Here is a 14465-nt window from a genome sequence, read left to right as displayed (position 1 = left end):
TAACTGATACATACGATTTATGAAAATTAAAAGATTAATGATTACTTGTTTGCTCGCAGTGTCTGTACTGGGAGGCAAGTCACAAGCACAAGACTTATTGTCCAATGTTTACGGACGCGATTACCAGCTACTGAATGGGAAGTGGGGAGCCATTGTAGACCTTTATGACCAAGGAGAAAGGATGCAGGTGTACAAAAACAGAAAACCTCAAGACAACAAGCAATTTTATGAATACTCTTTCGACGGAGGTTTGGTCCTGAATGTACCTGCCGATTTCAATTCACAAATGCCCGAGTTGAAATTTTATGAAGGAACAGTATGGTACGGACGCTCTTTCGATACCCCAAAGACTGACGGCAAACGTTTGTTTCTCTATTTCGGTGCGGTAAGTTACCGTAGCAAAATATATCTGAACGGGGAGAAAATAGCCAGTCATGAAGGCGGATTCACTCCCTTCCAGGTGGAAATCACAGATAAGGTAAAGCAAAAGGACAACTTCCTGGTGGTGAAAGTCAACAATACCCGCACCACGGATGCCATCCCTGCCATGTCCTTTGACTGGTGGAATTACGGCGGCATCACACGCGATGTAATGTTGGTAAGCGTTCCACAAAGCTACATCAAAGACCATTTCATCCAGTTGGACAAGGTACAATCCAACCTGATTCGTGCCAAAGTAACCTTATCCGAAGCAAAGCCTGGCATCAACGTACAAGTCGCCATCCCCGAATTGGGCATCAGACAGAACATGACTACCGATGCCAACGGAATTGCCCAGGCCACTATCAAAACCAAAAAACTGCAACGTTGGTCACCGGATGCTCCAAAGCTGTATGATGTAACCATCACTTCGGAAAGTGACCGGCTCAACGAGCAAATTGGTTTCCGTAACCTTTATGTAAAAGGTGAAGATATCTATCTGAACGACCAGCCCATCTTCCTGCGCAGTATCAGCTTCCACGAGGAAATTCCGCAACGCCGCGGGCGTGCCTTCTCTGAAGCGGACGCAACAATGCTGTTGTCCGAAGCCAAAGAGCTGGGTGCCAACATGATTCGTCTGGCACATTATCCACAAAATGAATATACTGTCCGCCTAGCAGAAAGAATGGGATTTCTTTTATGGGAAGAGATACCTATCTGGCAAGGGATTGACTTCAAAAATACCGCTACCCGTGAGAAAGCAGGCAGAATGATTAAAGAGATGGTGATGCGCGACAAAAACCGTTGTTCCGTTGCCTTTTGGGGGATTGCCAATGAAACAGCCACTTCCGCCCCGCGCAATGAATTTCTGAAACACATGAAACAATGTTGCCTGGACATCGACTCAACCCGTCTGATTACGGCCGCCTTCGATTTGGTACGCTTCAACCGCGAAAGCCGGGACTTTGAGATGAATGACTCCATTATCAACATCCTGGACATGGTAGCCATCAACAAATATATGGGATGGTATCATGACTGGCCACTGGCTCCGGACCAGGCTGTCTGGAATGTAGCTCCCGGCAAACCTCTTTTCATTTCCGAGTTCGGAGGCGAAGCGCTCTATGGCAAACATGGCGACGCGGAAGTCAAGAGTTCTTGGAGTGAGGATTATCAGGCACAACTCTACAAGGACAATCTGGAAATGTTTAAGCATATCCCCAACCTGCGCGGAACATCGCCGTGGATTCTTTTGGATTTCCGTTCTCCCTTCCGTTTCCATCCACACCAGGGAGGGGAATGGAACCGTAAAGGACTGGTTTCCGACCAGGGACAACGCAAAAAAGCATGGTACATCATGCGTGATTACTATAACCAAAAGAAAACAGAACAATGAAGCACAAAATAAAACACTACATGGCTGCCCTCCTCCTGACCTCTATGGTCTGGAGCGGGCATGCCCAAGAAAAGAATGAAATGGACTTGTCTGGTGAATGGGCATTCCAGACAGATGTCATGGACTTCCGGAGAGGTTCACTGGACGTACGTTACTGCCATCGCCTGCAGGAAAGCATCGTTCTGCCGGGAATTACAGATGACTATAAAATAGGCTACAAATCTCCTTACCGCCACCTGGATAGGCTGACCCGTGTCTACGAATATATGGGCCCCGCATGGTACCAGCGAGAAATAGAAATTCCTGCGGCATGGAAAGGCAAACGCATTTTCCTCTATTTTGAACGTACACACTGGCTCAGTTCGGTATATGTAGGCAAAGAAGAAGTGAGTAAAATAGACTACATCAGTATTCCCCACAACCACGAACTGACCCAATGGCTACATCCAGGCAAAAAAGAACTGATAACTTTCTGTATAGACAACCGCTACCAGTACGATACCCATAAATGGGACCATGCCCACTCCGAATTTACCCAAATAAACTGGAACGGAGTATTGGGCGAAATTAAGCTGGTAGCTGTAGACCCAGTCTATGTAGATGACATGCAGGTCTATCCGGACATCAAGAACAAAAGCATCAAAGTCAAAATGACTGTCCGCAACTGTACAGAACATACCGCCAGCGGCAAAATATCCTTCCACGTGTCAGGAAAGGACTATAGACTACAAAAGGAAGTACCAGTAACAGTGACCGATTCCATTACTTATATCGAGGAAGAAATGTTTTTGAGTAAGGATATCCATTTGTGGAATGAGTTCCATCCCAATCTTTATACGTTGGACTGTAAGTTGACTTCCAGTGTAGAGGGCCAATCCTATGCGCATGAGAAAAGCACAACTTTCGGTATGCGCGAAGTAGAGGCTGGTGAGGACCATATCATCCTTAATGGCGAACCCATACACCTGCGCGGTACCGTTGAAAACGCAGTGTTCCCCAAGACCGGCTATGCTCCCGTGGACGATGCCTCTTGGGAACGTGTACTCCGTATCCTAAAAGAATATGGTATGAACCATATGCGCTTCCACTCCTGGTGTCCTCCTGCCGCTGCGTTCCGTATGGCAGACAAGCTGGGTGTCTATCTGGAGGTGGAAATGCCGATGTGGGGTAAAGATGCCCAACCCGATGAGAAGCGCTGGAATTTCTTCCGTCGCGAGCTGCGGGGTATCTTGAAAGAATATGGGAATCACCCTTCCTTCATTCTCTACTGTAACGGAAACGAAATTACCGGCGATTTCAGTTTCATAGAAGAGCTTACCGCCACAGCCCGCCAGTTGGATAACCGCCGTCTATACAGCGGTTCCACAGCCCGCACACGTGTCAAATCAGACCAGTTCTACATTACCCATCAGACTACCAAAGGACACATGGCTATCTACGAAGGACGTCCTTATACAAACTGGGACAAAAACAAGGAACTGGGAGTAGGCCTGCCCATCATCTCGCATGAATCCGGACAGCGGTGCATCTATCCCAATTTCGAGGAAATAAAGAACTTCACCGGCCCCGTACAAGCGCGTAATTTCGAGATATTCCGTGAACTGCTGGACAAAAACCACATGCTCGACCAAGCACATGACTTCTTCCGTGCTTCTGGAGCCTTGACCGCCATAGAGTACAAGGATGTCATAGAAGCCCAGTTGCGCACTTATCTGAAAGGCGGTTTCCAATTACTGTCTCTGAATGATTTTACCGGACAAGGATATGCACCGGTAGGCATTCTCGATCCTTTCTGGAATACCAAAGGGCTCATCACACCGGAAAAGTGGCGCGAGTTCTGTGCACCGACTGTTGCGTTGCTCCGTTTCGACAAACGCGCACTTTACAATGATGAGGTATTTGAAGGAAAAGCGGAAATATACAATTATGGACCTACCCTATTGAAAAACGCAAAAATCAATTGGAGTATCACCGACAGCAACGGTAAAACCCTTAAGAGCGGAAAACTGAAAACACAAACTGTCGGAAAGAACGGGGTATTTCCACTTGGCAGTTTCAGTTATGCATTGAACAATATCACTGAACCACAGAAGCTGACGGTCCATCTTTCTGTTGCACACGTAAAAAACAGCTGGGATATCTGGGTATATCCCCGTCATAGCAACTTAATGCAGTCCACTAGTGAAGTGCTCTACACCACAGTATTCGATGAAAAAGCAAAACAACACCTTGCCGATGGCAAGAAAGTGGTACTCTGCCCCAAACCTTCCAAAGTAAAAGGTCGTAAATCCGTGTTCCACAATCACTTTTGGAATCCGATAATGTTCAAATGGCCTCCTATGACCATTGGCTGTCTGATTCATGACGACCAGCCTATATTCGAGCATTTCATAACTTCCTACCATACTGACTGGCAGTGGTGGGACATTCTGGAAAATGCCAAGGTTATTGAGATGAAAGATGCTCCGGCAGCACTGCGGCCTTTCATACAAGTAATAGACCATTACGACAATAATGAAAAGCTCGGTATTGGTTTCGAAGCAAAAGTGAAGAAAGGCAGTCTACTGGTACTGGCCGTAGATACCCAGAAAAACATCAACGAACGTCCTGCCACCCAGCAATTGCTGGAAAGCATTGACCGCTACGTAAAGAGTGACAAATTCGCTCCACAAATTACCGTTGACGAGTCCTACATTGAATCATTCTTAAAGAAATAAATAAAGGAAATATGATGAAATTATTCTTGCTTTGGGCTCTTTTGTTGCTGCCGGTCGGACCGGCAGCAGCACAAGAGATAAAAATGTCACAAACAGCTCCATTGGAACAAGTTTATGGAGAAACTGTAGAAGATGATGCCTTACTGCCCATGAATGAGCTGGATATGGATTTTGGCTATGCCCTCTATGAGACAACCGTTGATGTGGAAGAGGAGAATCCCACACTAACTATTGAAAACGTACGGGATTATGCTGTGGTCTATGCAGACGGCAAACTGCAAGGATATTTAAAAGATAGCAGTAAAAGCTTGAAAACCAATCTACCGATAGGTATACACAAACTTAGTATCTATACTGAAAATATCGGACGTATTACCTATGGTCCTGAAATTCTGGACAATTCAAAAGGTATCTACGGCAGCATAACATTGGGAAAGACAGATTTAGAAGGCTGGAAGATGACCCCATTGGAAATTAAGGAATGCGATGTGGCCGGAATAACTTTCAAAGAAGGTACCTCCTCCATCCCTTGCTTCCGTAAAGGTGGTGTCACAGTAAGCAATCCGGCACAAGAGACCTTTCTTGACGTGTCTGGCTGGGGAATGGGAGAAGTCTGGATAAACGGGCAATACTTGGGTGCCTACTGGGAAGAAAATACAGAAAAGACCCTGGAGATACCTGCTGGTGCTCTGATAGCAGGTAATAATGAAATAGTGGTATTTGAACTAAAAAATAACGAACAAGCTTCCATGACACTAACCGATAAGCCTATTTTCAAATAAGCCCTTGCATGTACTTGTTTATATTCCTTAAAAAAACGACCTTTGTGTAGGAGCAGATTCCGAAAAACGTGTCTTATTTAATGAGAATAGCATAATTATATATATCATGAAGAAACTAACATTTATCAGTTGCCTCCTTTTAAGTGGTTGCCTGGCCGGAGCAATGGCTGCAAACAAAAAGCAACCCATCTACAAAGATGCCAAAGCTCCCATTGAGGAGCGTGTGAATGACCTGGTCAGCAGAATGACACTGGAAGAAAAGGTACAACAACTCAACCAGTACACTTTGGGGCGGAATAACAACGAGAACAATCGTGGTGAGGAAGTAAAAAAAATTCCTGCCACATTAGGCTCCCTCATTTATTTTGATGAAGATGCCAATCTGCGTAACGAGGCTCAGAGAAAAGCAATGGAAGAATCACGTCTGGGTATCCCCATCCTTTTCGGATACGACGTCATCCACGGGTTCCGTACCATTTATCCCATCTCTTTGGGACAAGCATGTTCTTGGAATCCCCAATTGGTAGAACAAGCATGTGCCGTTGCCGCCCAGGAAGCACGCATGTCCGGGGTAGACTGGACTTTTTCCCCTATGATTGACGTGGCAAGAGACGGACGCTGGGGACGCGTTGCAGAGGGCTATGGCGAAGACCCTTATACCAATGCTGTATTCGGTGTCGCATCTATCAAAGGATACCAAGGTGAAGACATGTCCGACAGCAAGCGAGTAGCCGCCTGCCTTAAACATTATATCGGATACGGCGCTTCTGAAGCAGGACGTGACTATGTTTATACGGAAATCTCCAATCAGACTCTGTGGGACACTTATATTCCTCCCTATGAAGCTGGCGTAAAAGCCGGTGCCGCTACTTTAATGAGTTCATTCAATGACATCAGCGGTACTCCCGGAAGCGCCAACCATTACACGATGACAGAAATTCTGAAGAACCGTTGGAAACACGACGGCTTTGTTGTTTCAGACTGGTCTGCAGTACCGCAACTTATTGACCAAGGCCATGCTGCCGACCGCAAAGAAGCTGCCCGTCTGGCTTTCAACGCCGGCCTGGAAATGGACATGATGGGGCATTGCTATGACAAGCATATGGCAAAGCTGGTGGAAGAAGGTAAAATAAGCATGCAATTGGTGGACGATGCAGTGAAACGCGTGCTCCGTATCAAATTCCGCCTTGGACTTTTTGACAATCCCTACACCCCGACATCTACAGAAAAAGAGCGCTTCCTCCTTCCACAAAGCCTGGCTATTGCAGAGAAACTGGCAGAGGAGACCATTGTTCTACTGAAGAATGAAAACAAGGTACTCCCTCTGGCAAACGGGAACAAGCCAACTATCGCCGTCATGGGGCCTCTGGTACAAAACAGTGCCGAGCTCCTGGGGTCATGGTATGGACATGGACATGCAGAAGATGTCCTCCCCATCAAAAAGGCGCTGGATGCAGAATTTGCAGGCAAGGCTGAACTGATTTATACCGAGGGTTGTGGTTTCGACGGTAACGACACTTCCAAATTCAGTGAGGCACTGGCTGTAGCCCGGAAAGCAGATGTCATTCTACTCTGCATGGGTGAAAAGAAAAAGTGGAGTGGCGAAAACGCATCGCGTTCCATCATAGAACTGCCTGCCATTCAAGAGGAATTCATTGCTGAAATGAAGAAAGCAGGCAAACCGATTGTTCTGGTACTGGCTAACGGACGTCCTTTGGGACTCTCTAAAGTGGAACCTCTCTGTGACGCTATCGTTGAAATGTGGCAACCGGGAGTACCTGGCGGTAAACCATTGGCAGGTGTCTTGTCCGGCCGGGTAAATCCTTCGGGCAAGCTTTCCATTACTTTTCCACGTTCCACCGGACAGATTCCAATCTATTACAATCAGCGCAAAACAGCCCGTCCACAAAGTGGCAAATATCAAGACATCTCCTCTTCCCCACTGTATGAATTCGGATACGGCTTGAGTTATACCACCTTTAATTATGGTAATATCAACTTGCCCAAAGAAACCATCAGACGCGGTGAAAAGTTGGTAATGGAAATCCCAGTCACCAATGTAGGCAAACGTGACGGTGCAGAAGTGGTGCATTGGTTTATCTCAGACCCATTTAGCACGATTACCCGTCCATGCAAAGAATTGAAGCACTTCGAAAAGCAACTAATTAAAGCAGGTGAAACACATATATTCCGCTTTGAAATAGACCCGATGCGTGATCTTGGTTTTGTAAATGCCAATGGTGAACATTTCCTTGAAAATGGAGAATATTATGTAATAGTGAAAGACCAGAAAGTAAAATTCACGGTTATAGATTAATCTTCTTTTTATATTGCAGGCCATCCTCCTTTCATCCTTCTAAAAGACAGATGGCCTGCAATTTCTATTTTAGAACAAATAAGTATACTGTTCTCCTAAAAATTTCTTGATATGCTTCAAGGCTTTGGTTATTTGGGCCTCCACCGTCTTGACAGAAATCCCCATTTCCCCGGCAATTTCTTGATTAGTCTTCCCTTCCTCCCTACTTTTGCGATAAACCTGCCCACATTTGTCCGGAAGGGAACAAACAGCTTCTTCAATCAATCGGTTCAGTTCTTCCATCTCCACCGAAGTATCAGCCGCAAGAGCATATCCATATTCTTCTCCTCCCTCGATGGGAACCGTATCCTTTTCATCGCGTAAAGCATTCAGGCAACGATTGCGTGCAGACTGGAAAAGATAAGCCTTGAATGAGATTTTAAGAGTCAAGTCGGCCCTACCCTCCCACAAATTCATAAAGATGGAAAGGGCCAGTTCTTCTATCTCCTGCTTGTCTCTCAGATAAAGGGACATGAAGCGGCAGAGTGAAACAAAATAAGTATCGAAAAGGTGCTTGAAAGCCTTCTCGTCATCTTGTTTGATTAACTGTAACAATAGGATATCATCTTCTGCAGGCATATCGAAGTTATATTAGATAAGGGCTTCTTGAGCGGCAAAGATACTAATATTATTTGTTCCTCGAAATTTATTAAAAAAATAATTGGAATTGGAATAAGGGTTAAACCCAAGTGATGTGTCATATAAGTGAAGGCCTATAAAAACATCATGATCATGAAAAAAAGTGTTCCTTGGAATTTAATCATTCCTAAGTTGAAACAGGAAATTTCCGCAGACGAAGAGCGGCAATTGGAGACTTGGTTACGCAGCAGTAACAACGAAGCGTTATTCAAGGAATTGCAACTGTTATGGGAAAAAATTCAGGCAAATGTAGAAAACTACACGCCCAATACCGAATATTATTGGAATGAACTTGTCAACCGTATGCACGCCAGCGAGCCTAAGCAGACTGAAAAACCTGCAAAGAAACGCTTCGAACTGAAACGGATATACCGCTACGCAGTAGCTGCATGTATAGCTGTTGCCATCGGTTGCTCATTCTACATAGGATTCCTTAACGGACAGCCTGAAGCCATGCCGCAGTTATACTCTAATTTGTCGGGTAAGTCTAAGGTTCTCCTTCCTGACGGAAGCGAAGTATGGATGCATACAGAGACCTCTTTGCAATACGGATCACAAATGAATAAGGATGAGCGTATCGTAAATGTAACTGGTGAAGCTTACTTCGATGTAGCACACGATGCTGACAAACCTTTTATTGTGCAGACAGAAGGTATGCGTATCGTAGTTCACGGAACCAAATTCAATGTCGATGCATTCCCCGGTTCGGAAAATACATTGGTGAGTTTGGTAGAAGGGTCCGTCTCTTTGGAAACCGAGACAGAGAACCGTTTCCTCAAACCGGGCGAAACAGCTACTTTTAATCGGAAAACCCTTACACTTAAGGTAGAAAAAGATGATGTACATTTTGCCTCTTCGTGGGCAAATACACAACTCGTATTCAGAAACCGTTCATTGGGAGACATTTGCAAACTGCTTTCTAAATGGTATCGGATAAAGATAGACGTGGATCCTACATTATCCAATAAATATTTCTATACGTTTACGTTGCGTAGCGAACCGCTGGACGAAATACTCCGCATCATGGCACGCATCCAACCTATGAAATATACCTTTAACGAAGAGAATGAGTTGACAATTTCGTTTGCAGACACAAAACAAAAAGTAAAATGAAACAGTAACAAAATTAAAAACTTATGCCAAACAAACAAATGAGAAATGCACATTATTTAATAATTAACGAAAAGTAAACACCTACATTAATCTTTAAATTTAAGACAATTATGGATATAAGAAAACAACTCATCATTCTTATACTGGTACTTCTATGTGCCCCGGTTTCTGCACAAAAGAAAGAGAAACTGATCACACTGAAGTTCACAAATATCCCATTATCAGAGGCTATGCCAAAAGTGGAAAAGCAAAGTGGATACACTTTCTTCTATGAATCGCAGCAAATAGACATCAAACAGAAAGTCAGCTTGAATGTTAAGAATGAAACTATTAATAAGACAATAGCAGCCTTATTGAAAGGGACCAATGTTAAATTTGAAATCGACGCAACACACATTATTTTATATACCGGAAAGAATAACAAGGCAATATCCGGACAACCACAGAACATCTCTGGTACAGTAATTGACGAAAGTGGTGAACCGATTATCGGAGCAAATGTCATGGTGGAAGGAACCAGTACTGGTGTCATTACAGATCTTGACGGAAAATACACAATCAACGCACCGGCAGGGAGTAATCTCAAAATCTCCTATATCGGTTATGTAACACAGACTGTAAAAGCTGGTAGAAACAGTACCGTAAAGTTAGTGGAAGACAGTAAAACACTGGCAGAAGTCGTGGTAATCGGCTATGGTACACAGCGTAAGTCCGACCTGACCGGAGGTCTGGTATCAGTAGACCAGAAGAAGCTGAACATGATAAATAGCAGTAACTTGATGGACCGTCTTGCAGGACAAATCCCGGGCTTAAGCGTAACTACTGGTGATGCGAAACCGGGTGCAGACCAAACCCTCCGTGTACGTGGTGAAAACTCATTAAGTGCTGACAATGCACCGCTCATCGTATTGGACGGTATTCCTTACAACGGTTCTTTGAGTGATATTGACCCAAACATCATCGAAAGCCTTAGTGTCTTGAAAGATGCTTCCGCAGCAGCTATCTACGGCTCACGCGGTTCCAATGGTGTCATCTTGATTCAATCAAAGAAAGGCAAGAAAGGTGCACCCCAAGTTACATACAAAGGGCAGTTCAGAATGTCGCAACCCCAACAGACCATTGATGTGATGACTCCAGACGAATACATCACATTTAAACAAGACATTGCACGCCTGAAAGATGGATGGAGCGGTGACCAATTGGCTCCTGAGAATATTCTGAGTGCCAGCGAACTTATAAATTACAAGAAAGGCGTTACAAACGACTGGCAGGACTATATTTTCCGCAATGCATTTACCATGGAACATCAAGTAGGCATTTCCGGAGGTACTGAAAGCACCACTTATATGGGGGCAGTTTCCTATCTGGATCAAGAAGGTGTAGTCTACAACTCCGCCATGAAACGTTACAATATCAATTTGAGTGTCACACAAGTATTAAATAAATGGCTGACTATCGGTATACAGACCCAATTTATTCAAAGAGATGGCGGTGGTATAACCCCGAATATTGAACATGCTGTAAAGCAAAGTCCTTATGGTATCTACAAAGATGAAAACGGCAAGTATTATGAAGAACCTATGGACCAATCTCTGATTATTAACCCGATGGCCAATGTCAATGCCGATCAAGATCAAACAAGACGTAACTTCTTCATCAACACCTATGCTGACATTCTGTTGCCGGTAAAAGGTCTTTCAGCCCGTACAACCTTTGGTTACAACTATCGTAGCGACTTTACCGGCACATACTATGGCCGTGACACCAAAGACGGTAGAACAGCCAGCGGAAAAGCCAGCATCAACAATGAACACTACTGGGATTACACTTGGGAAAATCTGCTCAAATATAATCGTGAATTTGGCAAGCACCGTTTCGACGCTACAGGTTTGTTCAGTGTACAACAAACTCAGAAAAAGACTTCCAAGTCAAGTGCCGAAAGTTTTGTAAACGATGATTCCAGTTATCATAACATCAATGCAGGTGAGAAAAATAAGACTGTAGGATCCGGTTTATCAGAAACCTCGATGTTGTCTTATATGCTTCGCTTGAACTATTCATATGCAGGGAAATACATGCTGACTTTGACCGGACGTTCCGACGGTTATTCTGCCTTCGGTGCAAACAACAAGTATGCATTCTTCCCGTCAGTGGCTGCTGCATGGAACATTGCTTCCGAAAGTTTTATGGAAAATGCACAAAACTGGCTGGACCAATTGAAGCTCCGCGTATCTTATGGTTCTAACGGTAACCAAGCCATCAACCCCTATCAGACATTGGACCGTCTGCACCTCACAAACTATATCTGGGGTGACGGTGGAGCAGGTGTCAACGGTGCTTATCTGGCCAACGACGGTGTCGGAAATCCGAATCTAAAGTGGGAAACAACCCAAACATTCAACGTCGGTATCGACTATTCATTCTTCAACGGCCGTATCAACGGTAACATTGAAATGTATGTCGCCAACACAAAAGACTTGCTGATGAAACGTACTGTTCCTATCATGAACGGCTATAAAACCATTTGGGATAATGTGGGTAAAACACGCAATAAAGGTGTTGAATTTACCTTGAACACCGTCAACATACGTAATAAGGACTTCGAATGGAGCACCGGAATCATCTTTTCACTGAACCGTGACAAGATTGTAGACCTACGTGGTGACAAAAAAGATGATATCACCAATAAATGGTTCATCGGCAAACCCTTGCGAGTTTACTACGACTATGACGTCGACGGCATCTGGCAGGAAGGTGACAAATTCACCTATACCGCAGCAGACGGTACAGAAAAAGAGATCCAAAAAGGTGCCAAACCAGGTTCTGCCAAAGTGAAAGATGCAGACGGAAACGGTTATATTGACTCCAATGACAAAGTTATCATCGGTTCAAAGAATCCAAGCTTCCTCATGTCTATGAGCAATACATTGACTTACAAGAACTTTTACTTGTCATTCCTACTGAATGGAACCTTCAAAGTTACACGTGAGTTGAACGAAGCCAATATCGGAAGTTGGAGTTACAACTTATACAACTATCTGCATAATGCCGATTACTGGACACCGGAACACACCAATTCCAAATATGCTTCTCCAGCATATAACAACTTCGACGGACACAGCTATTACAAAGACTTTACATACATCCAAATAAAGAATATCACTTTAGGATACAATTTTGAAAAGAATTTTGTAAAGAAATTGGGACTGAGCGGTTTGGGAGTCAATATCAGTGTGGAGAATCCTTATACATTCTGTGATATACGCAGCGTATTGAACTATGACAACAGTTGGTTTGCCTCTTACCCGACTGCACGTTCCTACGTACTTGGACTGAACTTATCATTCTAAACTTACTTAAATATATATACAATGAAAAATTATATATCAAAAGCAACTCTAGCTCTGTTAGTAGCTCTGTCTGCTACCGGTTGCTCTGACTTTCTGGATGAGAAACTGAAAAGTGAACTGGCTCCGGACAACACATATACAAGTTCCTATGGTTTCGAAGTAGGTTCTACCGGACTTTATGCCGAAGCACGCTCTGAATACAACACTTGGGGTGAAAACGGTGCCTTCATGCACAATGCCGCTTGCCCTTACGAAGCATTGCAGATTGCCACTGACCTTGCTACCATGGGCACTAAAGACGGTTCTATCCAACCGTTCGGTTTTTTGACATTAACTCCAAATACCGGTATTGTGGGTTCCTACTGGAACTGGGCTTATAGCCTGATTGCAGGAGCCAATGAGATGTTGAAATACTCGGAAATAAACACGAACTGGGATAATAGCACAGACAAGGCGCTCTATCAGGCAGAATCACGTTTTTTCCGCGCCTATGCATACCGTACATTGGTTTATCTGTATGGAGACGTTCCTTATGTAGACAAGATTCAAGATCAGTTCAGAATCGATTTTACCCGTACACCGAAGGAAGAGGTTATTGCCCACATGGTAGAAGACCTTCAGTTTGCTGTCGAGAACCTGCCTACTGACCCTGATGCCGTAAAAGTCGGCAAGCTGACCAAATGGGCGGCAGAACACTTACTAAGTGAGGTTTACTTGATGCAGGGTGATTATGCAAAGGCTGAAACTGCCGCAGAGAATGTCATCAACAGCGGATATTTCCACTTGATGGAAGACCGCTTCGGTGAAAAGGTAAAAGCAAACGGCGATGTGTTCTCCGACCTATTCGTTGAAAACAATCAAAATCGCACATCCGGCAATATGGAAAGCATTTGGGTCATGCAGTTTGAATATAACACTACTGGTGGCGGTACAAATTCCGATGACTGGACACGCCGTGCCTGGGAACCCAAATACTTCGAAATTACCGGTTTTGTTTTGGCAGACTCACTGGGTGGCCGCGGCTTGTCGCAATTGGTACCAATGAAATGGTGGATTGGAGAAGATACCGGTTTCTTTGATGAAGAAGACATTCGTAATTCCGAATACAACATCAAACGTAACTGGTATTACAACAACGAGAACATGCCCGACCTTTATGGTAAAAAAGCCACGATTACAGACGAAACATGGTTTACCACCTTCCGTCTTTATCCGGCTCTGACAAAATTCTTCTATGGCCGTTCCGAAAACCTTTCTTTGACCGGTTCCTACCGTGACCGCATGAAGTTCCGTTTGTCCGAGACTTATCTCTTACTCTGCGAAGCAAGGTTGGGGTTGAACGATATTTCAGGTGCCCGCGAAGCAATCAATGTTGTACGCCGTCGCGCACATGCTCCTGAAATTACGGACAGTGAAATGACCATGGACTTCTTGCTGGACGAACGTATCCGCGAGTTGGTAGGTGAAGAATCACGCCGCTTTACCTTATGCCGTACCGGCAAATTATTGGAGCGTACCCGCAAATACAATACAGAATCGGGGCCCGTTATGCGTGATTACCACACATTATGGCCGATTCCTCAGAGCATAATCGATTCAAATACGGGTGCAGAATTCCCGCAAAACGAAGGATATTAACAGCACAAAGACAAAATAAAACACGAATAAAGGTAAAAAGATAGTTTTCAAGAT

At 44.4% G+C, this 14465-nt stretch carries 8 protein-coding genes; 7 read left to right on the top strand and 1 reads right to left on the bottom strand.

Annotated elements, in window-relative coordinates:
- Positions 1-19: 19 nt before the first annotated feature.
- From DW947_RS15465 to DW947_RS15450, 4 genes are all read left to right on the top strand, one after another.
- Positions 20-1816, top strand: coding sequence for a glycoside hydrolase family 2 protein (locus DW947_RS15465; RefSeq protein ID WP_005829800.1), 1797 nt, complete (start codon positions 20-22; stop codon positions 1814-1816).
- Positions 1813-4533, top strand: a complete 2721-nt coding sequence (locus DW947_RS15460) for a glycoside hydrolase family 2 (RefSeq protein ID WP_005829798.1) — start codon at positions 1813-1815, stop codon at positions 4531-4533. Before DW947_RS15465 ends, DW947_RS15460 begins: the two co-directional genes overlap by 4 nt.
- 11 nt (positions 4534-4544) lie before the next feature.
- Positions 4545-5315, top strand: a complete 771-nt coding sequence (locus tag DW947_RS15455) for a hypothetical protein (RefSeq protein WP_005829796.1) — start codon at positions 4545-4547, stop codon at positions 5313-5315.
- 106 nt (positions 5316-5421) lie between these two features.
- Positions 5422-7632, top strand: a complete 2211-nt coding sequence (locus tag DW947_RS15450) for a glycoside hydrolase family 3 N-terminal domain-containing protein (protein ID WP_005829794.1) — start codon at positions 5422-5424, stop codon at positions 7630-7632.
- 69 nt (positions 7633-7701) lie between these two features.
- Here the strand turns inward: DW947_RS15450 and DW947_RS15445 are convergent, their stop codons facing one another.
- Positions 7702-8250, bottom strand: coding sequence for an RNA polymerase sigma-70 factor (locus DW947_RS15445; RefSeq protein WP_005829791.1), 549 nt, complete (start codon positions 8248-8250; stop codon positions 7702-7704).
- 153 nt (positions 8251-8403) lie between these two features.
- Between DW947_RS15445 and DW947_RS15440 the strand changes: the two genes are divergently transcribed.
- From DW947_RS15440 to DW947_RS15430, 3 genes are all read left to right on the top strand, one after another.
- Positions 8404-9423 carry a FecR family protein gene (locus DW947_RS15440; RefSeq protein ID WP_008664214.1) on the top strand — a complete coding sequence of 340 codons (1020 nt, stop codon included), beginning with the start codon at positions 8404-8406 and terminating at the stop codon, positions 9421-9423.
- Positions 9424-9533: 110 nt separating this feature from the next.
- Positions 9534-12773, top strand: coding sequence for a TonB-dependent receptor (locus DW947_RS15435; RefSeq protein WP_005829787.1), 3240 nt, complete (start codon positions 9534-9536; stop codon positions 12771-12773).
- 21 nt (positions 12774-12794) lie between these two features.
- Entirely contained in the window at positions 12795-14411 is a 1617-nt protein-coding gene (locus DW947_RS15430) for a RagB/SusD family nutrient uptake outer membrane protein (RefSeq protein WP_005829785.1), read from the top strand.
- The last annotated feature ends 54 nt before the right edge of the window (positions 14412-14465 follow it).

Origin of the sequence: Bacteroides sp. AM44-19, from assembly GCF_003603395.1 — a bacterium.
Taxonomy (GTDB): Bacteria; Bacteroidota; Bacteroidia; order Bacteroidales; family Bacteroidaceae; genus Bacteroides; species Bacteroides uniformis.
The sequence above is the reverse complement of the archived record's forward strand: the minus strand, read 5'-3'. Positions and strand labels throughout refer to the sequence as shown.